Here is a 20,783-nt window from a genome sequence, read left to right as displayed (position 1 = left end):
AACGAGCGGCGCCCACGGACGATACTGCGCTGAGTGCGTGTCGTCCGTGGGCACCGTAATGCTGCGGGGGTGTCGAGCTACTTGGTCTCGTCGCCCTCCAGGAAGATCTTTCGGGTCACAAAGTTGTAGACCATGACAAGCGCGGTGGCGCAGATCTTGGCGATATTGGCCTCGAGCCCCAGACCGGCGTTGAGCGCCAGCACGATGCCGTCGTTGAGCACCAAACCGATCACGGACAGCACGACAAAGATGATGAACTCGCGGCGGCGGCTCATGCCTTCCTTGTGCGCAAACACGTACTTCATGCTTGCGAGGTAGTTAAAGATGAGTGAGATGATAAAGCCGCTGGTGTTGGCGATCAGGATGTTGAGGCCGAGACCGTAGTGGAGCAGATTCATAATGCCAAAGTCGATAACCGTGGCAATGACACCGACGACGCCAAATTTCATGATCTGCGCAAGGAGCTTTTGCATGGTACCTGCCTTAGGGTGGCGCGGGGACGCCGTGGGGATGATAAACTCAGCAAGTTTAGCCAATCCCCGCGGGTGGTGCTAGGCGCGCTCCTCGATAGTACCGTTTCTATATGCATCGAGCAGCTGACGCAGGTCTTGGATTTGGCTGCGGATCTTGGCGCCAGTATCGGTGTCGCTCACCATGCGGCGACGGTCCGCTTGGTCAAAACGGTTGGTCTCGCTTTCGATGTCCACGTTGCGCGTAAGTGCCTCGGCAACCGTCGTAAAGGCCCGGTGCGACTTGAGGCGGCAGCCGCGCGAGCTCGAGATGAGCGTATAGCCGGCGATACCCGTCTTGGGATGGTAAGCGCGGCAGAAGCCGCCATCGATGACCAGCAGCTTGCCCTCGGCGCGGATGGGCTGCTCACCCTTGGTGGTTTTAACGGGCGTGTGGCCGTTGATGATGTGTCCGGTCGGCGAACATGCCATGGGCGCGACGCCAAACTCGCGCATGATGTCATCGCAGACCGAGGGCGACTTGGTAAGCGTAAAGTACGGGTCCATCGGCTCGACCCAGGTGCTCCTATCGGCGATATAGGCGCGCTCAAAGGTACGCACTAAGCGTCCGCTGGCGGGTGAATTGAAGCCAATCCACAGGTACCACATCCAGTCGAGGGCGTCGCAGTCGCCCACGCGCCAGGCGCGGCGGGCGATGTGGTCGCAAAAATCGAGATAATCGCGGCCAGCGTGCCAGGTGCCCAGACAGTTCATGCTGCTAAAGGTGCCGTCTTCGTTGAGCGGAACGCAGCCATGGAACAGCAGGTTGCCGTTGGCGACCTTGTACATCGAGCCGTGGGAATAGAGGAAATCGATATGGCGATGCAGGTGATCGGCGGTGACAAACTCTGACACGAGCTTGTCGATGATGTGCTGCTCCTGAGACGTGAGCGTGTAGGGGTCCGCCGGGTCGACGGTGGGGAAGTCGTTGGTCGTGAGCGGCCACACGCTGCCGTCGGCGAGCGTGACTGTGCCGGTGTCGTGGTCGATCTTGTCGAGTAACAGGCGGTCGGTCATATCGAACTCGGGGTGGCGCTGGATAATCTGGCCCTCGAGCTTAAAGAGCAGCACGTTTATGGCCTTGATCAGCGGGGTGATGGACTCACCGGCGGTGTAGGTGGCATCGGCAAAGGCGACAAGCTCACGCAGCGAGATGCCGTAGTCGTTCTCCAGGATCTCGTAGTTGTCGTAGCGCAGGTTGTTGCGCAGCACCGTGGCGATGCAGGCGGGCTCACCGGCTGCAGCGCCCATCCACAGCAGGTCGTGGTTGCCCCACTGGATGTCGAGTGAATGGTAGGTGAGCAGTCGGTCCATAATCTTGGCCGCGCCGCCGCCGCGGTCGAAGATGTCGCCCACCAGGTGCAGGTGGTCGACGGCCAGGCGCTTGATGAGCGAGGCGAGCGACTCGATAAAGTCGTCGGCGCTGGCGGTCTCCAGGATGGACTCCACGATGCGCTCGTGATAGCGCACGCGATAGTTGTTCTCGTCCGGGTGCGTGTGCAACAACTCGTCGATGATGTAGGCGTAGTCGCGCGGGATGGCCTTACGCACCTTGGAGCGCGTGTAGCGGCTTGAAAGTGAGCGAGCGACCATGATGAGCTGGTCAAGCATCGTCTTGTACCAGGCTGGCGAGTCCTCGCGCCGGCTGCGGACCAGGTCGATCTTCTCGCGCGGGTAGTAGATGAGCGTGCACAGCTCGCCCTTTTCGTCAAAGGAGAGCGTGTCGCCAAAGATCTCGTCGACATGCTCGCGCACGACGCCCGAGCAGTTGTTGAGGATGTGCATAAAGGCTTCGTATTCGCCGTGCACGTCACTCATAAAATGCTCAGTGCCTTTGGGCAGGTTGAGAATGGCCGAGAGATTGATGATCTCGGTAAACGCGGATTGCTCGGTGGGAAATTGTCTCGACAGCAGACGCAGATACTTGAAGTCTTGCGGGTTGCGATCGAATGCGACCATGAAACACCTTCCGATATGGTTGGTAAAACTGATAAACAACGTCAAACGTTTATCAGTATGCGCCGCTTTTGTTTCGATTTTGCGCCAGCGGCTGAATTGTCGGCTGAACGGTTTGGTAAATCGATTTAGTTGAGGTAGATATGGCGGTTGGGTGGAGACGACAGAGGGTGTTTTCTCAGATATTTATGCGTGGGGCCGGTGGAGACGATGGTGGTAAAGATGTTCACTATTTTTGGTTCGATTTGGTAAATAGTGGACATATGTACCGCATGTAGGCTCACTGTGCGATAATTTGCGCAGCAATGAGTAAGGAGCCTCATATGAGTGATTTTGTCCTGACCTGTGAATCCGCCGCCGATCGAACCCGTGAGTTCTTTGCGTCGCGCAATATCCCTGTCGTGTGTTTTCATTACGAGATCGACGATGTTGTCTATACGGACGATCTGTATCAGTCGATTACGCCGGACGAGTTTTTTGCCCAGATTGCCGCGGGCGCCATGCCCAAGACGTCTCAGGTGAGCGTGGGTGAGTACGAGGAGTTTTGGGAGCCGTTTGTTGCCGAGGGTAAAGACGTGCTGCACCTGACGTTGTCGTCGGGTATTTCGGGCACGTATGGATCGGCCTGCGTCGCGGCGCAGATGCTTGCGGATCGCTATCCCGAGGGCGGCAAGGTGCGCGTCATCGATTCGCTGGCGGCGTCTTCGGGCTTTGGCCTGTTGTTGGAATATGCCGCCGATGTGCGCGATAGCGGGGCTTCACTCGACGAGACGGCTGCCTGGATCGAGGAGCACAAGCTCAACCTGCACCACTGGTTCTTCTCGACCGATCTGTCGAGCTACCTGCGCGGCGGTCGCATTTCGGCCGCGAGCGCGATCATCGGCACGGCGCTTAAGATTTGCCCGCTTATGACGGTCGATTGCGAAGGTAAGCTGTCGCCACGTGAGAAGATTCGCACTAAGAAGCGCGCGATTTCCGAGATGGCTAAGACCATGATGGCACACGTACAGGACGGTGCAGATTATTCGGGTAAGTGCATCATGTCGCAGTCGGCGTGCCGCGAGGATGCTGAGGCGGTCGCGGCACTGATTGAGGAACAGGTTCCGCAGCTTAAAGGCAAGATTGAGATCAATGACATCGGTACTCTGATTGGCTCGCATACCGGACCTGGTACGGTGGCGCTCTTCTTTATGGGCGACAAGCGCGTGGATTAATTTGCCCCATCACGTCGCTGCATGATTGCTCAAACGAAAACGGCCCGCCTCACGTTTGTGGGGCGGGCCTTGCTGTTGCGGCTAGCGTTTCTTTCCGCGGAAGAAAAAGCCGTGCAGTGACGGCTTGAGGCCGCGGTTGGCGCGATGCTCCTCGACGCGCTCGTGGATCGAAGCGACGCGCTCGATGACTTCGTCGGGAATCGGCACATCGGGATTCATGTTCTCGACTTGGCTGACCTCGGCGGCGGCGACCTGGTCGATAATGGGCACGTTGTCGCGCGAGATGACAGGTGTGGCGTCTTCCTTCATCTTGCGATAACGCTGCATCATGTCGGTCTGTAGCTGCTGGGCCGAAGGCGGTGTCCAGATGATGGCGTTGGCGCCGGCGGCGATGGTCTCGCGAATGCTCTCGGGCGTCTTGCCGCCCGGCGCGATAAGCGGCAGGTTGGGATAGTGCTCGCGCAGCTCGCGTAGGACCTGGGGCGTGTTCTTGCCGGCGGCGATGTTGAGAATCTTGGCTCCGGCGCGCACCTTGGCGTGAGCATCGTCGTCGCAGCGAACGACCGTGGCGATGACGGGGATGTCGGCGATGTTGGTGATGTGCTCGACCATTTCGGCAGTAGCGGGGGAGTTGACCACGCAGCCCGCCGCGCCTTGCATCTCGGAAACGGCCGCCATCTGCACGGAGCGCTTACCGGTGGTGGTGCCGCCGCCAACGCCCACAAAGACCGGGCACTCGGCAACGGTCAGCAGCGCCTGCGTAATGGCGGGCTGCGGCGTGAAGGGGTAGACGGCAAACACGGCGTCGGCATTGGAGTTGCGGATGACCGCCACGTCGGTGGTGTAGATGAGCGATTTGATGCGGCGGCCAAAGAGCGTAAAGCCGCTGGCCTCCTCGATCTCATCGGGCATACGGAGGGCCGCCTTGCGCAGGCGTCCGTCGATGGGCAGCGGCTCCATGGGCAAAAGGCCGTTGGGGGTTACGGCCACCTGGGGCTCGGTAAATTCGTCTGCAAGCTCAACCTCGGAGAAGTCGACCGAGGCGACGACGTCTTCGTGAACCTCGGCGGGCACATCGATGGGGGCTTGATCGTCGGTCGCGGCGGGCGTATCGAAGGAGCTGGTGCCGACAAAGGCGTCGACGCGCTCGTTCAAATCGTTGAGAGAATCCATGGCGGTCCGTTTCTATGTTGTGCGCCCGTCAGCGTGCGACCGGCGCTACGATTGCTAAATCGTTTGACGAGTTGATTTTTCCCCGCCGCGCCATCCGTTAGACTGAAGGGCTGGCGAACGTGAAGGAGCTGTGGTGGCGGGAATCGAGGTGCTATCTTGAATGTCCCGTATACAAAAGAGAGGTGACGCGGTATGGAATTCTCGGCAATGTTAGGCTCGATTGGCCTATGCGTGGGCGCAATCGTTGCCGCCGCGGTCATCTACTTTGCGGTCACGGCCATTAAGGGCAAAAAGGCCGAGCGCAAGGAGCGCGAGGCACTTAAGCAGTGCCGTGACCAGCAGGACAAGCGCGCACGGAGATAGTTTGTTGAGTTTTGAATCCGTGCGCTAGCTGCGTTTTCGGACCAGGGCGATATAGAAGCCCTCAAAGTCGCGACTGGGCGGAATGGTCAGCGTGCCGGGCATGCCGTTGGCAATGGCCGAGACGTGGCCCGCGGCAATGGCCTCGGTAAGGGCGTTGCACTCGATGCGCGGTTCCTCACCGGCTTCGCGGGCGCGGCGTGCTTCGCTTTCACTCGGCGTGCTGTCGAGGGGGATGAGCTCGCAGTCCATGTGCTTGTCGAGGGCCTCTTGCAGGGCATCCTCGTTTTCCTGCGGCAAGATCGAACATGTCGAATAGACGAGCGTGCCGCTCGGTTTGAGGGCCCCCATGGCGCGATCCAGAAGTGCTCGCTGCGATCGGGCGCACTTGCTCAGCAACTGCTCGGTGAGGCCGCGCAGGCTTTTCTCGTTGCCGCTGATGACGGTGCCCGTGCCGGTGCAGGGAGCGTCGAGCAGGATGCGGTCGAAGCGGAAGAACTCGTCGAGCTCGCGTGCGTCGATGCGCATGACGGGCACGTTTTTGGCACCCTGGCGATGGAGGTTTGACTCGAGCTTTTCGGCGCGGGGAATGCTCATCTCGCAGGCCGTGAGGTGTGCCTGGCCCTGGGTGAGGGCGGCGATCTGCGTTGTCTTGCCGCCAGGGGCTGCGCACATGTCGAGGATGTCCTCGCCGGCCTGAGCGCCCAGGACCAACGGCGGCATCATGGACGACAGACTTTGCAAGTAGATCTTGCCGTCGCGGTAGATGTCGAGGTCCCACAGATCAGAAACCTGGGCCTCGGGCAGGATAAAGGCGTCTGGGTACCAGGCGACGGGGTTGTGGGCGATTCCGGCGGCATCGAGCGCCGCAGCGATGTCCTCGGCGGTCGCCTTGAGCGTATTGGCGCGCAGCGTGACCGGGCGTGTGGCCGCGGCGCCGAAGCCCTCGATCATGAGCTCGGCATCGGCGGGCGCATAGGCGCCGGCGACCGTGTCGACCATAAAGCGCGGCAGGTCGGCGGCGGAGTGTTGGGCGGCAAGCTGGTCGGAAAGCTCGGTGGAGGCAAACTGCCTAAGCTTGAGCTCGGGCTTAACCTGCTTTTTCTGCTTACGACGACGCGGCTTGGACATCCGTTTTTCCTTCCCGTCCCAAATTGACTACTTTCCGGGTACGCCGTTGCTGGCGTGCTTTAGTACTGGCTCTCGTGCTTGCTAAAGAAGTCGAAGCGCGGGGGCAGCGGCTTCACTCGGTGCTCGCCGGGCTTCTCGCCCAAGCTCTCCACAAACTCATCCGTGGAGGCGAAGATGTTATCCCAGCTAAAGAAGGCGACCGGGTCAACGTCGAAGTACTCGCAGATGAGCTCGCAGCCGGCCGGCACGATGCCGTGCATGAGCACGGTCGCCACGCGCAGCTCGGTGAAGGCGTCGACGAGGGCCTGCGTCATCGCGGTATTGGCTTGCTCGCCCTCAAGCTTGTTGGCAGCCTTGGAGGCGTCGCTCCAGCGCTTGTTGGCGGCGCGCAGGTAGTCGTCGCACACAGCGAGCGCGCGGTGCGTCTCGAACTTGTACATGGCCTGCTCAAACGCGAGGGCGGCCTGCTCGGCGGCCTCCACCACGGTGGCCGAGGCGGCGCCGGCGGGGATGCAACCGTTGCGATAGGGGCTCTCGTCGCCCTCCTTGACGGCGACGCCGTAGAAGCAGCTGCGGGCCAGGCGGTTGAAGACGCCGGTCAAAAGGGCGCTTTCCTTAAGGGCCGGATCGATGACGCGCTTGTCGTCGCAGGCGTGCACCTCGTTGCCGTCCTTGTCCTTGCTGGTCACGCGGGTGTCGTATGCCTTGGGGCTAAAGCTCACCGGCTTCTCGGACAGGCCGAGCGACAGCCAGTGCGCGCGCATCTGCTCGCAGGTGTAGTGGTTGAGCAGGTCGTCTGCCGGCGGGGGAGGCGTCTGCGAGGACGAGCTTGCCTTTTTGCCCATGTAGAGCAGGTGGTAGCAGGCGCTGACGGTGCTCTGCGTGAGGTTCCAACCCAGGGCCTCCCACATGGCGGTCTGCGCGATGCAATAGAAGTAGATGTTGTCCTGGCCAATGAACTGGTAGATCTGTGCGTCATCCGAGCACCACCAGTCGCGCCAGTCGAGCGAGCTGTGCTGGTAGGTGGGCGCGGGGACCTGCGTGGAATCGGCGGCGGGCTCGCCCATGAGGGCGGCATCCTGGGCGGCGACGCCCTCGGTCACGCCGGCGGCCTTGGCATCGCGTGCGAGCACGGTGCGCGTATAGCTGATGGGAGCCCACAGGCTCTCGGGCCAGCACCAGCAGGTGACGTCGGAGACGCCATCGACCTCGGGCACCGGAACGCCCCAGTCGATGTTGCCGGTGATGCGGAAGGGTACGAGCGCCTTGCCGCTGCGGAAGCGCACGCCGCCGTTGGCGAGCACCGCGTGGGCATCGTCGCGCTCCTTCCAGCTGGGGAAGGTGACGGTAAAGCTGCTCTTGTTGCCCTCGGGCTCCAGCACGGTGTGCTCGGGAAGCTGATCCTCGACGGCATCGAAGGCCTCGCGGAACTTGTTCTGGATGTAGAGCTGAGCCGGCAGCAGCCACTCTTCCATGGTCTTGGAGACCACGGAGCGAACCTGCGGGTTCTGGGCGAGCTTGGCGGTATAGGTTTTCATAAAGTCGAGGTAGGCCGGCAGGTCGAAGTAGAGGTTGTCGACCGGGCGCAGCTCGGGCACCTCGCCGGTGAGCTGGCTTTTGGGCGCGATGAGCTCCTCGGGCTCAAACTGGTGGCCCAGGTCGCACTCGTCGGCATAAGCCTTCTCAGACTTGCAGCCCTGGATGGGGCAGCGGCCGATCACCTGACGGCCGTTGAGGAACGTGCCGGCCTTGGCATCGTAGAACTGCAGCGTGGAGCGCTTGGAGATGGTGCCCTGCTCGTGCAGGCGCTTGATAATCTCGGCGGTCACCTCGTTGTGAATCTGCGCAGCCGGCTCAAGGCCCGAGCCGCCGTAGATGTCACAGCTGATGTTGTAGTTGTTGAGGGTCGCGGCCTGGCGGGAGTGATTGGACTCGACATACTCGCTGATGGACTTATCGTAGCCTTCGTTCTCCTTGAGCTTGCGGTAACTCTCCATGATGGGCGAGCCATAGCAGTCGGTGCCCGAGGTGAAGATGACGTTCTCGCGGCCCAGACGGTCGCGCAGGAAGCGGGCGAAGAAGTCGGCCGGGACAAAGACGCCGCCAACGTGGCCAAAGTGAAGGCCCTTGTTGCCATAGGGCTCGCCGGCGGTAACGATGGCGCGGCGAGGCCAGCTGGGACGGTCGTTCATGGAGTATTTGGATGCCATGGGACTCCTTCGCATATGGTGAGAGCGCGGCCGGGCGCAAGGCCTGGCGACGCGGTGGTCAATTCGTGCATATCGTTCGACATTATCGCACATGCGGACGGGTACGTGGCAGGGGCGCTATCCTAAGATGCTATGAATGAGATTTCCAACATACATGCGTTTGAGGACGAGGAATTTCTGCACGCTTGCTTCGTGTGGGGGATGGTCGTCGTCGGCGTGTTTGCCGTGTGCTTGGTACCGGTGTTTATGCTGCTGGGCGGGCCTGCAGACTTGGATGCGGCTGACGCGGGCGGCTGGATGGCTGTCGTGGGCTGGATAGTCGGCTTGGCTGCGGTTTCTGCGGCGTCATTTGCCGTGCACGAGCTGGTGCACGGTGTGTTTTTTAAGCTGCTGGCGCCTGCGGGCGCGAAGGTGACCTTTGGGGCGAATCGCGAGACGGCGATGATCTATGCCTGCGCCGAGGGGATTGTGTATTCGCGCCGGCGGTACGTGGCAGTTTGCCTGGCGCCGACGGTTGTTGTGACGACAGCGTTTGCCCTGGGGTTTGCGTTTTCGGGCTATCCGCTGCTGTGCTATCTGGCGGCTGGTTTGCACCTTTCGGGCTGCGTGGGCGACTGGTACTACGTGCGGACGATCCTGCGCGACCGCCGCATTGTCGCCTGCGAGGATACGTCCTTTGGCGTGCGCTTTTTTGGGTGAGGAGATGTCGATGAAGTCGTTGTTGCTGCATGCGTGCTGTGCACCATGCTCGCTTGAGCCGGTCCGCCTGCTGCGCGAGGAGGGGTTTGAGCCCACGATTTGCTGGACCAACCCCAATATTCAGCCGCACGATGAATGGCAGCGTCGCCTGGACGAGCTGCGCCGGTGGTGTGCCGAAGGCGACATCGAGCTTATCGAGGCGGGGGAGGACCGTGAGCGCTGGGAGGCCGGCGTGGCACCGCTGGGTGCCGATCGGCCCCGTCGCTGTCGTGCGTGCTATGCCCTGCGCTTGGCCGAGGCGTGCCGTGTGGCCCGGGAATGTGGGTTTGAGTTTGTGGGTACGACGCTCGCCGTCTCGCCGTATCAGTTGTTCGAAACCTGCAATGATGTGTTGGAGCGTCTGGCTGCCGCCCGCGGTCTCACTCCGGTGATTCGCGATTTTCGTCCGTATTACCCCGAGGCGACACGCCGTTCGCGCGAGCTGGGCATGTATCGGCAGAACTACTGTGGTTGCCGCTTCTCGGCTGCCGAGGCGGCCATGGACCGCGCCCGCATCCGCGACGAGCGCAAAGCGTCCAAAAAGTAGTTCATTTTGGGCTGGGGCTTTGAGCTGTCTGTGCGGTACGGTCGTTTTTGGGAAAGTCGATTTAATTAAGCGTGTGATCGTGGCTCGCTTGATACCAAACGACGACTCCTATGATTCTAATCCTCCGTTTGTTAAACATCAGATCCGGACTTGCTGTTGCATATGAATGGGACGACAGCACAATCATGTCGTTTCCTTCTGCAAATCGCCTAATTACCGGTGTTTTACCGTCTGCGAGCGCCAATACAGCACAGCCGTTCCAAGGCTTTGCGGTGGTATCGACAAGTAGTAAGCTGCCGGGAGGGTAAATGCGGGACATTTCGTCACCTTTGATTTTAACGAAAACGCTATGTGGGTGACGCTTGGCTACGTCTACAGGCGCGCAAGCATTTTGTTGGCTGTGCGTGATGCGGCGCTTTTGCGATTCGATATCGATGACGGGAAATGCGCCCTCCATTTCGTGGATAGCAGGGTCTTCGTCGGTGACGATTCTTTTATTTGCGAGCTTTACGGCCAAACCGTTTTCCTCGCCAACAAGTTCATCGCGGGTGCAACCGAAGAGCGCTTGTAACTTTTCAATATGGCGCTCACGGGGGGCATACCGACTTTTTTCCCAACGACAAACGGTCTCTTTAGATACCCCCAACATCTCTGCAAGTTGCGCCTGACCAAGATGCTCCATGGTGCGGAGTTTACGAATATTTGCCCCGAAGCCCATGGCTATAGATCCTCTCGCCACAGAGGGAGGCATAGACAGTTTGTGCCACCATAGCCTTTGGTGAGCTCGTCAATGGATAACGGGAATAATTCCATTCCTGCTTTCTCAAGCGCTTCGTTGGTCCAAACGTTTTCTTCATATACGCATAGTTTTCCTGGCGAGAGCGCAAGGATAGACGTTGCGTTGTTCCGGCGCTCTCTTTCGTAGGCGGTTTGATTCCCGCCTCCGCAGTCAATTACTTTTATTGGTTCGCAACAGGCTGCAGAGAGTATTTCCGGAATCGTGCGATCGATAGGAGTGATCGTAAGGCCCTTTCCGGATCGTTTTAGTTGAATGCTGTATGCATCAACGGCATTGCATATCTCACGATCGATGAGGAACGCGTCGTGATCAATTCTACTTATGAACGTATCGAGGTGGATACGCAGCCCGTCAGAGGGGACTCGAATCGCAATTAGCTCGGTAGTCTGGAATTTATTTGAGGTCAGGAGCTCTTTGGCAAGTGACTCGACGGCGGCGGGTTCAGTTCGGTCAGAGATTCCAACTAATAATGTCTTAGCACTGATAACAAGAATGTCTCCGCCTTCGATATGGTAACTACTCCTGTTCAAATCACATACCGGGGTTTCTCCCATGATCTTGTGGTGGGTGAATATCTGCCGGTATAAGGCGACCTCACGATCACGCTCAGGCCAATACATATGATTTAGGATGATGCCGTCTCCGACTACCACAGCAGGATCACGAGTGAAAAAAAGCGTGTTGAGGGGATTGACCAAGAGCGAGGCGGGGTCAAATTGCTCGTGCACGAGCGCCCGTAGTGTTTCCGACTGGTTTGAACATAGCTCAGTGTCTCCAAAGCGAATGCCGTTAAGTACTATATTCACCAATTCCTGGGTGTTCTTAGCGTTCTCAAACAGCTGGGTTATTGTCTCGAGGAACTCTCTGCCTGTTGCCCCACTGCAACGGAGGTAGTCATCAATAAAACATTTAAGTGATTGGGGCTCAGTTTCAAGTGAGTCTTCGAGAAGGTCCCTAATTTCAATGGTTTCTACGCCATGCTTCTCAAGCAATTGAACCATGGAATCGTGCTCATATATTGCTTTGTCGAGGTCAAAACGACCGCTCCATTTTCGCAGGGAGAAAACTTGGCTGAAGTCGGCATCAGGGTAGTTTTGTGTTTCAGTTCCTGGTCGATGGACAAGTACGGCTTTTAAATGACCGATTTCATTTGTTATGTGTACGCCTTGCATGTCTGTCTCCTGTCCTGCTGGTTTTTATATAAGGCTAAGGCAGGTTCCTTGTTGTGTTGCGGAAAAGTTAAAAGACGTATGTAATTGATAAATAACATCAATTTTAAATATCAGATTGATTAATAACGTCACTTTAGCTGCCGTTCATAGGTGAAAAGCGACACGATGGCGATGGTTGGCCGACCACCGCTGAGCAACCTCATACATTTATGGTGCCAGCTGGATAGATGGGAAAAGGAATGAAGGAGGAGATATGGCAGCGGAAAGTTCGAAAGGCATCAAGCAGTTCAAGGTCCCGCACGTATATGCGATCATCTTTGCACTTATGGTCATCTTCGCTGTTCTCACGTGGATTGTTCCCTCTGGGTCCTATCAGCGTCAGGAGGTGAACGGTCGTGAAGTCACTGTCGCAGGTACGTATGAGCAGAGTGAAAAGACATATATTGACGAGGAAACCGGGGATGAAGTAGATCTCAGACAAGGCGTCTTCGATGTTCTTCAGGCTCCAACGCGCGGTATACAAGAGGCAATTGAGGTCGTTGCATTCATCTTGATTGTGGGCGGTTCGTTTCAGGTTATTACTAAAACGGGCGCTATCACGAGCGGAATGGGTCGTGTCGTTCGCCGCTTTAAGAACAAAGACATTCTAATTATTCCTATTGCGATGGTTCTCTTTGCATTGGGCGGAACGAGCTTTGGCATGGCGGAAGAAACTCTCCCGTTCTTTGCGATCTTCATGCCAATTATGATGGCTATGGGCTTCGACTCGATGACGGCGTTCATGGTCGTGTTCGTTGGAGCGCGCACGGGTTACATCGCCTCAACGATTAATCCGTTTAATGTTCTCATTGCGCAAGGTATTCTTGGTATTCAGGGCAACCCCCAGCTGTGGCTGCGTATGATTGCCTGGGTTGTTTTGACTGCCGTTGCAATTACTTGGGTTGTCCTCTATGCACGAAGGGTAAAGAAGAACCCTGAGTCATCGATCACATTTGAGGATGATATCGCCAAGAAAGTCGAGTTCGCTGCCGATGAATCTGCCCTTGACGCGGAATTTACGGGTCGTCAAAAAGGCGTGCTTGCGGTATTTATCGCTGGTATGTGCCTTATCATCTGGGGACTTGTGACCCAGGGCTGGTATATGAACGAGATTTCTGCGGTCTTTTTGGCCATGGGCCTGTTGGCTGGTGTTATTGCGGGCTTTAGTCAGGACGTCATCGCTCAGGAATTTGTTGCGGGTATCGCTGACTTTGCTTTCTCGGCAATTGTCGTTGGACTTGCGCGTGGCATCCTTGTCATTGCCTCTGACGGCATGATCATCGATACCATCCTCAATGCGCTCGCCACTGGTCTGGGCGGCATCCCGGCGGTTCTCTTTACTACGCTTCTTTATGCGGTTGAGAACCTCCTGGCGATTCTGGTTCCCAGCTCATCTGGCCTTGCAGCACTGACCGCTCCCATTTTTGGACCTTTGACCGAACTCATGGGCCTTAATCCCGAGGCCGCCGTGTGGGCTCTCTCCATGGGTAGCGCGACGATGTCTTTGATCTGTCCTACTAGCGCCATTCTTGTAGCGGGTTTGGGCGTGTGCAAGATCAAGCTTGGCCAGTGGTGGAAGACCGTTTGGAAATTCTTCTTGGTCGTGTCGCTCATCAATATCGTATTCGTAGCAATCTCGGGACTTATTGCCCTGTAGGTTTCATGGCTGAAATGGAGTAACAGGAATGTCTAAAGGACTGAATGTACACAGCGAGATTGGTAAGCTCAAGAAAGTTGTGCTTCACCGCCCCGGTCGTGACCTTGTGAACGTAAAGGCAGAAGAGTTCGATGATGTCTGGATTCACGACTGTTTCTATCTTGATGTGGCTCAAAAGGAGCATGATGCCTTTGCGGATCTTCTGAGGAGCGAAGGTGTTGAGGTTCTCTATATGGAGAAACTCGTTGCTGAAGCGCTGGATGCATGCCCCTCGGCTCGCGCTGAGTTTACCGATACATTTATGGCTGAGAGCGGGATTGTCAATCCTATGCTTGAGCAGGCTGTTCGTGAAAAGCTCGACGCTATTTCAGATTCGTATCAGTTTGTACTTGAGGCTATGGGGGGGTATCGTTATCGTGACCTTGAGCTGCCTCGCGTTTCGACTACGCTTAGTATGATGGATAATGAGGATGCGAAGCCCGATGATTTGGTGTTGAAGCCTCTTCCGAGTTCATATTTCTCTCGCGATCCTCTTGCTTCCGTGGGCAAAGGCGTTCTGCTTCACCATATGTATTGGAAACAGCGAGATCGTGAAGTGCCCTTCTACGAAGCGATTTTCAAATACCATCCCGATTATGCAGGGACTCCGATTTGGTACGACCATAAGAATCCCTGGCATATCGAGGGCGGTGATGTGCTTAACATTAACGCTCATACCTTGGCTATTGGAATTAGCCAGCGAACTGAGGCGGCTGCGATTGAGGAGCTTGCAAAGAATTTGTTCTGGGGATCTGGGAATTCTGAGATCGATACCGTTTACGCTATTAAAATCCCCAACGGCTATGCTTACATGCATCTTGACACCGTTTGCACCATGGTGGATTTCGATAAGTTCACAGTTTATCCCGGTATTTTTGAGACCCTTCGTGTTTATCGTCTGACTCGTGGTGACTCTGAGGGAATGGTCGCTGTTCAAGAGATTGATGACACGCTTGAACATATTCTTGAAATGGCTACTGGCGTGGAGAAGGTGCAGCTTATTGAGTGCGGTGCCGGCGATATGGTTGAGGCATCCCGCGAGCAGTGGAACGACGGGTCGAACACTCTTGCCGTTGCTCCTGGTAAAGTCTGTGTTTACGAGCGCAATGTTGTCACAAATGATGAGCTCTACAAGAACGGTTTGGAACTTTTGGTCGTTCCCTCCGAGGAACTGTCCCGCGGTCGTGGTGGCCCGCGCTGCATGAGCATGCCCTTCTGGCGCGAAGATATTTAGTTGCAAATCCACTGTGATGGGAGATGGCGAATATGGGTGTTAATATCGCTGGGCGCAGTTTTCTGAAGCTGCTTGATTACACGACGGAAGAGATTGAGTATCTGCTTGAGCTTTCTGCTAACTTCAAAAGCATGAAGCGTGCCGGTGTTCCGCATAAATACCTTGAAGGCAAGAATATTGTTTTGCTATTTGAGAAGACTTCCACGCGTACTCGCTGCGCCTTCGAAGTTGGTGCACTTGACCTTGGCATGGGTGTAACTTATTTGGATCCGGGCTCGTCTCAGATGGGCAAAAAGGAGTCGATTGAGGACACGGCTCGCGTCCTTGGCCGCATGTATGACGGAATTGAATACCGCGGCTTTGAACAGGCGAAGGTTGAGGAGCTTGCTGCAAAAGCTGGGGTTCCCGTTTGGAATGGGCTGACTACTGAATTTCACCCGACTCAAGTGCTTGCCGATATTCTGACCATGCGTGAAGAGTTTGGAGAGATTAAGGGCAGGAAACTTACATTTTTTGGTAAGGCGGCCGGAAACGTCGCTGATTCGCTCATGGTCATTTGCGCTAAGCTCGGCATTAACTACTGTTCTTGCGGCCCAATCGGGGGAAATTCGGAGGGGGCTACATCCTATGATCCTGAACTCCTTGCAGAATGTAGTCGTATTGCGGCCGAGCATGGATCGACGATTACCATTACAGAGGATATTGAGGAAGGCGCTCGTGATGCCGATGTAATTTACACGGATGTTTGGGTTGGCATGGGTCAGCCCGCAGAGCTGTGGGAAAGCCGCATTAAGCTCATGTCGCCGTATCGTGTGACCGCTGAGGTGATGTCTATGGCAAAGCCCGAGGCGATTTTCCTCCACTGCCTTCCGAGCTTCCACGATACTAATACTACTGTTGGTGCCGAAATTGCTGAGAAGTTTGGAGTTACCGAAATGGAAGTCACGGACGAGGTTTTTGAGTCCGATAAGTCTCGTGTTTTCCAAGAAGCGGAGAATCGCATGCATACGATTAAGGCGGTGATGTACGCAACGCTTAAGTAGCGGGGCGTTGAGAAAACAGTCGCAAATCTGTTTCCATACTATATTTCTCTCAACAAGCTGATAGGATACAGGGGAGAATGATGCGCGCGTCAGTCGATTTTTTCGACTGACGCGCTTTGTGAAAGAGGCAAAGATGCGTACCGATGATTTTGACTACAACCTTCCCGAGGAACTGATTGCCCAAGCTCCTGCCGAGCCGCGCGACTCCTGCCGCCTGCTGGTGGTTGATCGCAAGGGCTCCCAGGCGGGAACGCCGCTGGAGCACGGCGGTACCGTTGAGCACCGCATCTTCCGCGACATCATCGACTATATCGAGCCGGGCGACGTGCTCGTCATCAACAAGACGCGCGTGATGCCGGCCCGCCTGATCGGTCGCAAGGCCGGCTCGGGCGGCGTGGTCGAGACGCTGCTGCTCAAGCGCCGCGAGGATGTGGATCCGCTGGGCCATGTCTGGGAGTGCCTGGTCAAGCCGGGTAAGCGCCTGAAGCCCGGTGCTCAGATTGAGTATCGTGCGGGCGGCGCCCATGCGCCCGAGGGCGCGCCCGTGGTGCTGACGGCCGAGGTCGTCGACTTTGTTACCGATAGCCGCGGTGGCCGTCTGGTGCGCTTTGAGCCGGCCGGTTGCAATGCCGCCGGCGACCCGCGCACGCTCGACGAGGCCATCCACGCTGCCGGCCACGTGCCGCTGCCGCCCTACATTACCGATTACGAGGGCGATCCCGAGAAGTACCAGACCGTCTACGCCATGAAGGAGGAGCACTCGGCTGCCGCTCCTACGGCGGGTCTGCACTTTACTCCCGAGCTCATGGCCGCTATCGAGGCCAAGGGCGCGAAGTTTGCCGCCGTCGAGCTCGAGGTGGGTATCGATACCTTCCGTCTGGTGGAGGAGGACGACCCTACACAGCACGTGATGCACACCGAGCGCTACCACGTGTCGCAGGAGGTTGTCGACGCTGTGCATAAGGCGAAGGCCGAGGGCCATCGTGTGATCGCCGTCGGCACTACCGCAGTGCGCTCGCTCGAGAGCGCGTTTGACGCGGACGCGCCGGTGTCCGATCCGGCTGTGACGGCGCGCTATTTTGAGGGCCGCGAGGACGGGGCCGACACGCTCGGCCGCGGCGACATCGTGGTGCGCGAGAACGCGACAACGCAGCTCTACCTTATGCCCGGCTCGACCTATCACGTGGTCGACGCGTTGATCACGAACTTCCACGTGCCTCGCTCTACACTCATGATGCTTGTGAGCGCGCTTGCCACCCGCGACCAGATCATGGATGCCTACGCTGCCGCCATCGAGGAGCGCTACCGCTTCTTCAGCTTTGGCGACGCCATGCTCATCTTGTAGGTTACGGCGTTTTACAAACGCCGTAACCGGTCGACGCTGCGCGGGCCGCATTTGGACAATCTGACGTTCAACTTCAAGGGCGCGACCAGAAGGTCAGCGCCCTTTCGTTTCACGTCACCTTGTCTCAAATGCGACCCGCTCGCTGACTCTGCCATTACATCGGTGTTGCCGTGGTTGTTGAGTAGTCATTGGGCACTTGGCACTTGGGGACGTTCCTTTTGTGCCGGCACCTGGGGACACTCCTTATGTCAAGAGATTGGTGCAAGAGGGATAGATTGCCTTGCATCAATCTAATAAGTTGCGGTGAGATAGTTCTTAAATTGGCTTTTTGAGGGCTAAACAGGAACTATCTCACCGCAACTGCGTTGAGCGTTTTTTGGCAGCTGGTTTACTTGCTCGCGAACAGCCAGACTAGGATGATCACCAGGATTGCGGCGACGATGCAGACGATGGCGCCGGTGAATTTGATGCGTGAGTCGCGGGTACGCTCGCGCACCGCGTCCTCGGTGGCCTCGAGCTGGGCGACTTCGCGCTCGGTCTCGGCGTGTTCGGCTTTGTCTCGGGCCAAGGACCCTGCAAGCGACTCAGTAATCTCTGGGTGGTCGTGTACTTCGTTCGCCTGTTCGATGATCGACTGCGCATGTGCGGCATCTGCTTGGGCGTTGGCGATGCTCTGCTCTTGGTCGCGGCGTGCCTTGTCCTCGGCGGCGATCTTCTCGCGCAGTTCGCGCTGGCGCGTTGCAGCGGCGGTTTTTGCGGTCTGCAGCTCGTCGCGCGCGGCATCGGCCTCTGCCGTCACGGCTTGGTGCGCGCGTTTGGCTTCGGCAATGGGGGCCTGCGCCTGTTCGACGGCCTGCTCGGCTGCGGCAAGCGAGTGTTCAAGGTCGGCGGTGATACGCGGGACATCTTCTTCGGCTTTACGCAGGGCATCTGCCGTGTCGGAGATCTGCATCGAGAGCTCGCTAGTGCGCACCGTATAGTTGGCGGGATTTGCCGAGGGATTGCGTTGCAGCTCGGCATACTCATGACGCAGTGTCTCGAGCTGGGCGCGCGTGGCGTCGACGGTTTGTTGTGCGGCGGCAATGCCGGCGTCTCGCTCGGCCTGCACCTTGTCGCGGATGCGCTTGGAATCCTCAAGACGGCGAACGAGGCGGTTGCCGGTCTCGCGCGAGCTCGCCTCGCGGGCCTCCACGGCATCGAGCGCGGCCTTCAGGCGGAGCTCGGTCGCGTCATCCTCTGTCTTCATTTGTTCGAGCTGACCCTTGAGCTCTGCTACTTTGGAAGCATGGACATCGCGATCGATTTCGGCTGCCGCAGCGGTCTTTTGCGCTGTGGCGATCGCCTGACGCTGGTCGGCGACGATCTGCTCGTAGCGGCCTGCGATATCCTGGCGCGTCTCGAGTTCCTCGGCCTGATCGGCAATGCGCTGCTCAAGTTCGGCCAGGTGGGCGCGGGCATCGGCAAGTGCCTTTTTCGCGGCGTTCATCTCGCGCATGGCCGAGGCACCCTGGGCGATAAAGGTGCCCACGGCGTTCGCAGTGTTCGAGACAGCGGTCCCCAGATCGCGGCTCGCGGCGGGGGAGTGCGGGGCGGTCGGGCGAGCGGTGTCGGCAGCGTCCGCATCGGCAGCCTGCGGCGCGGCGATATTGCCGGTACCGCCCTCGACCACAGAAAAGCCTGCTGCGTGCGGATCGACCGCATCGGCGCCAATCGTGGGGTGCTCGAGCTGCAGAAACGAGGGCATGGTGCTGCCCTGGTCGGCAACCGGAGTCTCGCCGGGCACAAAGGTCGAGGCCGCCTCGGCGGCCTCCTCTTCCTCGGCATCAATATCGGCATCGGCGACGGCGTCTTTCATCGCTTTGACAGCATCCATCATGGAGTCCATGACGGCATCGAGCTCTTCTTCCGAAGACACCTCGATGGGGCCCGCTGCTTGCGGGACGTCGTCCTGAGCGGGCGCATCGTCGTTTTGCTCATCGGCGTTTTCTGTTTCGGGGGTTTCCGCCGTAGCGCTTTCGTCCAAGATGGGGTCGTCGATGTCGATACCATCGCAGGTCACAGCGTCAGTATCTGCGGTGACGTCTGCGGAATCATCAATATGCTGTTGAGTCTGGGGGTCCAGCTCGTCTGTCATAGGCATGTGCTCCTCATCGTTGTTTGTCACCCTATGATAAAGTCTCGCGCCGACATCCCGCGCGCCGCAGCAAAGTTTCAAAACGTGTTCGATGGCTCGATCTGATAACAATAACTCGGCCGCTTTATCCAGTTTGCACTTGACAATCCCTTCGCCGAACGACGTGGTGCCGTTCGCCTACCGCGGTCTTTTATTTTCGCTTGAACACGCTAAAGTTGCATCTCAGCTTTTGGCGCGTGAAGTTGGACACGCGCAGTCGGCGGGCGTGCCCGTCGCGATTTGAAAGGACTTTGTATGGGACTTTTCACTGGTAAGACCGTGATCGTCACCGGCGGCGGCAAGGCCACGCTCAAGGACGGTTCCGCTGGCTCCATCGGCTACGGCATCGATATCGCATTTGCCAAGGAGGGCGCGAACCTCGTCATCACCGGCCGCAACGTTGCCAAGCTCGAGGCCGCCAAGGAGTCTCTCGAGGCCGAGTACGGCGTCAAGGTTCTGCCTGTTCAGGCCGATGTCTCGGCTGGTCAGGACAACGAGGCCGTCGTCCAGAACGTCATCGACAAGGCCATTGAGGAGTTCGGCCGCATCGACGCCGTCGTCAACAATGCTCAGGCCAGCGCCTCGGGCGTGACCATCGCCGATCACACCATGGACCAGTTTAACCTGGCCATTTACTCCGGTCTGTATGCTACCTATCTGTACATGCAGAAGGCCTATCCGCACCTGAAGGAGACCAAGGGCTCCGTGGTCAACTTTGCCTCGGGCGCCGGCCTGTTTGGCAACTATGGCCAGTGCAGCTATGCTGCCGCCAAGGAGGGCATCCGCGGCCTGACCCGCGTTGCCGCCAACGAGTGGGGCAAGGACGGCATCAACGTCAATATCGTTTGCCCGCTTGCTTGGACCGCTGCGCTCGAGAACTTCCAGGATGCCTATCCCGAGGCGTTCAAGGCCAACGTCCACATGCCGCCGGCGGGTCACTACGGCGACGTCGAGAAGGAAATCGGCCGTGTGGTCGTTCAGCTCTGCGGTCCCGACTTTAAGTACATGAACGGTGAGACCGTCACCCTCGAGGGTGGCATGGGTCAGCGGCCCTAACAGTTACGCGGTTCTACGAACCGCGTAACCAGTTGACGCTGCAAACCCGCCAGAGCGGCAATCTGACGTTCAACTTCAAGGGCGCGACCAGAAGGTCAGCGCCCTTTCGTTTCACGTCACCTTGCTCGCTCTGGCGAGCTTTCGCTCATATGACCCAATCCGCTGTCAAGAGCCACAATGGCCCCGCCGACCGCTTGCAATCGGTCGGCGGGGCCTGCCGTTAACCCGTCCCGGTCCGCCCCCGGCATGTCATCGACGCCTTCGGCTCAGTCTCATATCCGCGGATACCGTTCTGTCGGCCCGCACTCCATTCCTTCGGCGGGGTTCCCCAAGTCTGTCGAGGCGCATGCGGAGGGCTCCGCGCGCACAGCGAAATAGGGGGTATCCC

General features: G+C 58.0%; 17 protein-coding genes. 9 read left to right on the top strand and 8 right to left on the bottom strand.

Going from position 1 to position 20,783, the window contains the following annotated elements; translation table 11 throughout:
* Window positions 1-77: 77 nt before the first annotated feature.
* Together AAA069_RS01705 and AAA069_RS01700 are read right to left on the bottom strand one after the other, a co-directional pair.
* Complete coding sequence (locus AAA069_RS01705; RefSeq protein WP_022095122.1) at window positions 78-473, bottom strand: GtrA family protein; 396 nt, start codon at window positions 471-473, stop codon at window positions 78-80.
* Window positions 474-551: 78 nt separating this feature from the next.
* The gene (locus tag AAA069_RS01700) at window positions 552-2,468 is read right to left on the bottom strand and encodes a fructose-1,6-bisphosphatase (RefSeq protein WP_349127399.1); all 1,917 of its coding nucleotides are present in this window, start codon (window positions 2,466-2,468) and stop codon (window positions 552-554) included.
* Between the two features lie 320 nt (window positions 2,469-2,788).
* On the opposite strand from AAA069_RS01700, the gene AAA069_RS01695 reads away from it, so the two are divergent.
* Window positions 2,789-3,679, top strand: a complete 891-nt coding sequence (locus AAA069_RS01695) for a DegV family protein (protein WP_055285769.1) — start codon at window positions 2,789-2,791, stop codon at window positions 3,677-3,679.
* A gap of 81 nt (window positions 3,680-3,760) precedes the next feature.
* Here the strand turns inward: AAA069_RS01695 and AAA069_RS01690 are convergent, their stop codons facing one another.
* Entirely contained in the window at window positions 3,761-4,852 is a 1,092-nt protein-coding gene (locus AAA069_RS01690; RefSeq protein ID WP_342996742.1) for a hypothetical protein, read from the bottom strand.
* Between the two features lie 192 nt (window positions 4,853-5,044).
* On the opposite strand from AAA069_RS01690, the gene AAA069_RS01685 reads away from it, so the two are divergent.
* Window positions 5,045-5,215, top strand: a complete 171-nt coding sequence (locus tag AAA069_RS01685) for a hypothetical protein (protein ID WP_195234931.1) — start codon at window positions 5,045-5,047, stop codon at window positions 5,213-5,215.
* A 24-nt stretch (window positions 5,216-5,239) separates the two neighbouring features.
* Here the strand turns inward: AAA069_RS01685 and AAA069_RS01680 are convergent, their stop codons facing one another.
* Both AAA069_RS01680 and AAA069_RS01675 read right to left on the bottom strand, forming a co-directional pair.
* Window positions 5,240-6,343 carry an RsmB/NOP family class I SAM-dependent RNA methyltransferase gene (locus AAA069_RS01680; RefSeq protein WP_349127398.1) on the bottom strand — a complete coding sequence of 368 codons (1,104 nt, stop codon included), beginning with the start codon at window positions 6,341-6,343 and terminating at the stop codon, window positions 5,240-5,242.
* Window positions 6,344-6,402: 59 nt separating this feature from the next.
* Window positions 6,403-8,553: a class I tRNA ligase family protein gene (locus AAA069_RS01675; protein WP_195234927.1), complete on the bottom strand. Its 2,151-nt coding sequence runs from the start codon at window positions 8,551-8,553 to the stop codon at window positions 6,403-6,405.
* Between the two features lie 132 nt (window positions 8,554-8,685).
* Here AAA069_RS01675 and AAA069_RS01670 point away from each other — a divergent pair, with 132 nt between their 5' ends.
* Window positions 8,686-9,252, top strand: a complete 567-nt coding sequence (locus AAA069_RS01670; protein WP_349127397.1) for a DUF3267 domain-containing protein — start codon at window positions 8,686-8,688, stop codon at window positions 9,250-9,252.
* A gap of 10 nt (window positions 9,253-9,262) precedes the next feature.
* On the top strand, window positions 9,263-9,838 hold the full coding sequence (locus tag AAA069_RS01665; protein ID WP_347478869.1) for an epoxyqueuosine reductase QueH: 576 nt from the start codon (window positions 9,263-9,265) through the stop codon (window positions 9,836-9,838).
* Between the two features lie 61 nt (window positions 9,839-9,899).
* Here AAA069_RS01665 and AAA069_RS01660 read toward each other — a convergent pair whose 3' ends face one another.
* Complete coding sequence (locus AAA069_RS01660) at window positions 9,900-10,556, bottom strand: XRE family transcriptional regulator (protein ID WP_052044062.1); 657 nt, start codon at window positions 10,554-10,556, stop codon at window positions 9,900-9,902.
* 2 nt (window positions 10,557-10,558) lie between these two features.
* Window positions 10,559-11,809: an arginine deiminase family protein gene (locus AAA069_RS01655; protein WP_035137321.1), complete on the bottom strand. Its 1,251-nt coding sequence runs from the start codon at window positions 11,807-11,809 to the stop codon at window positions 10,559-10,561.
* 253 nt (window positions 11,810-12,062) lie between these two features.
* On the opposite strand from AAA069_RS01655, the gene AAA069_RS01650 reads away from it, so the two are divergent.
* From AAA069_RS01650 to queA, 4 genes are all read left to right on the top strand, one after another.
* Window positions 12,063-13,505, top strand: a complete 1,443-nt coding sequence (locus AAA069_RS01650; RefSeq protein ID WP_035137320.1) for a YfcC family protein — start codon at window positions 12,063-12,065, stop codon at window positions 13,503-13,505.
* A 28-nt stretch (window positions 13,506-13,533) separates the two neighbouring features.
* Window positions 13,534-14,778 (top strand): arginine deiminase, encoded by a 1,245-nt coding sequence (locus tag AAA069_RS01645; RefSeq protein ID WP_148332090.1) that lies wholly within the window; start codon window positions 13,534-13,536, stop codon window positions 14,776-14,778.
* Window positions 14,779-14,810: 32 nt separating this feature from the next.
* A complete protein-coding gene (gene argF, locus AAA069_RS01640) occupies window positions 14,811-15,821 on the top strand; it encodes an ornithine carbamoyltransferase (protein ID WP_055285784.1) in 1,011 nt (336 codons plus the stop codon).
* 133 nt (window positions 15,822-15,954) lie between these two features.
* Window positions 15,955-17,166 (top strand): tRNA preQ1(34) S-adenosylmethionine ribosyltransferase-isomerase QueA, encoded by a 1,212-nt coding sequence (queA, locus tag AAA069_RS01635; RefSeq protein WP_343000696.1) that lies wholly within the window; start codon window positions 15,955-15,957, stop codon window positions 17,164-17,166.
* Between the two features lie 388 nt (window positions 17,167-17,554).
* Here queA and AAA069_RS01630 read toward each other — a convergent pair whose 3' ends face one another.
* Complete coding sequence (locus AAA069_RS01630; RefSeq protein WP_349127396.1) at window positions 17,555-19,300, bottom strand: hypothetical protein; 1,746 nt, start codon at window positions 19,298-19,300, stop codon at window positions 17,555-17,557.
* Between the two features lie 294 nt (window positions 19,301-19,594).
* On the opposite strand from AAA069_RS01630, the gene AAA069_RS01625 reads away from it, so the two are divergent.
* On the top strand, window positions 19,595-20,395 hold the full coding sequence (locus tag AAA069_RS01625; protein WP_006235414.1) for an SDR family oxidoreductase: 801 nt from the start codon (window positions 19,595-19,597) through the stop codon (window positions 20,393-20,395).
* Window positions 20,396-20,783: the final 388 nt, after the last annotated feature.

Origin of the sequence: Collinsella sp. CLA-SR-H006 (assembly GCF_040097075.1) — a bacterium.
Lineage (GTDB): Bacteria > Actinomycetota > Coriobacteriia > Coriobacteriales > Coriobacteriaceae > Collinsella.
The sequence above is the reverse complement of the archived record's forward strand: the minus strand, read 5'-3'. Positions and strand labels throughout refer to the sequence as shown.

What these genes read in the sequence shown, in the direction of transcription:
- AAA069_RS01665 (WP_347478869.1), top strand. Translation starts at nt 9,263, where the DNA reads ATGAAGTCGTTGTTGCTGCATGCGTGCTGTGCACCATGCTCGCTTGAG.
- AAA069_RS01645 (WP_148332090.1), top strand. Translation starts at nt 13,534, where the DNA reads ATGTCTAAAGGACTGAATGTACACAGCGAGATTGGTAAGCTCAAGAAA.
- AAA069_RS01695 (WP_055285769.1), top strand. Translation starts at nt 2,789, where the DNA reads ATGAGTGATTTTGTCCTGACCTGTGAATCCGCCGCCGATCGAACCCGT.
- AAA069_RS01670 (WP_349127397.1), top strand. Translation starts at nt 8,686, where the DNA reads ATGAATGAGATTTCCAACATACATGCGTTTGAGGACGAGGAATTTCTG.
- AAA069_RS01630 (WP_349127396.1), bottom strand. Translation starts at nt 19,300, where the DNA reads ATGACAGACGAGCTGGACCCCCAGACTCAACAGCATATTGATGATTCC.
- AAA069_RS01705 (WP_022095122.1), bottom strand. Translation starts at nt 473, where the DNA reads ATGCAAAAGCTCCTTGCGCAGATCATGAAATTTGGCGTCGTCGGTGTC.
- queA (WP_343000696.1), top strand. Translation starts at nt 15,955, where the DNA reads ATGCGTACCGATGATTTTGACTACAACCTTCCCGAGGAACTGATTGCC.
- AAA069_RS01650 (WP_035137320.1), top strand. Translation starts at nt 12,063, where the DNA reads ATGGCAGCGGAAAGTTCGAAAGGCATCAAGCAGTTCAAGGTCCCGCAC.
- AAA069_RS01680 (WP_349127398.1), bottom strand. Translation starts at nt 6,343, where the DNA reads ATGTCCAAGCCGCGTCGTCGTAAGCAGAAAAAGCAGGTTAAGCCCGAG.
- AAA069_RS01655 (WP_035137321.1), bottom strand. Translation starts at nt 11,809, where the DNA reads ATGCAAGGCGTACACATAACAAATGAAATCGGTCATTTAAAAGCCGTA.
- AAA069_RS01625 (WP_006235414.1), top strand. Translation starts at nt 19,595, where the DNA reads ATGGGACTTTTCACTGGTAAGACCGTGATCGTCACCGGCGGCGGCAAG.
- AAA069_RS01660 (WP_052044062.1), bottom strand. Translation starts at nt 10,556, where the DNA reads ATGGGCTTCGGGGCAAATATTCGTAAACTCCGCACCATGGAGCATCTT.
- AAA069_RS01690 (WP_342996742.1), bottom strand. Translation starts at nt 4,852, where the DNA reads ATGGATTCTCTCAACGATTTGAACGAGCGCGTCGACGCCTTTGTCGGC.
- argF (WP_055285784.1), top strand. Translation starts at nt 14,811, where the DNA reads ATGGGTGTTAATATCGCTGGGCGCAGTTTTCTGAAGCTGCTTGATTAC.
- AAA069_RS01685 (WP_195234931.1), top strand. Translation starts at nt 5,045, where the DNA reads ATGGAATTCTCGGCAATGTTAGGCTCGATTGGCCTATGCGTGGGCGCA.
- AAA069_RS01675 (WP_195234927.1), bottom strand. Translation starts at nt 8,553, where the DNA reads ATGGCATCCAAATACTCCATGAACGACCGTCCCAGCTGGCCTCGCCGC.
- AAA069_RS01700 (WP_349127399.1), bottom strand. Translation starts at nt 2,468, where the DNA reads ATGGTCGCATTCGATCGCAACCCGCAAGACTTCAAGTATCTGCGTCTG.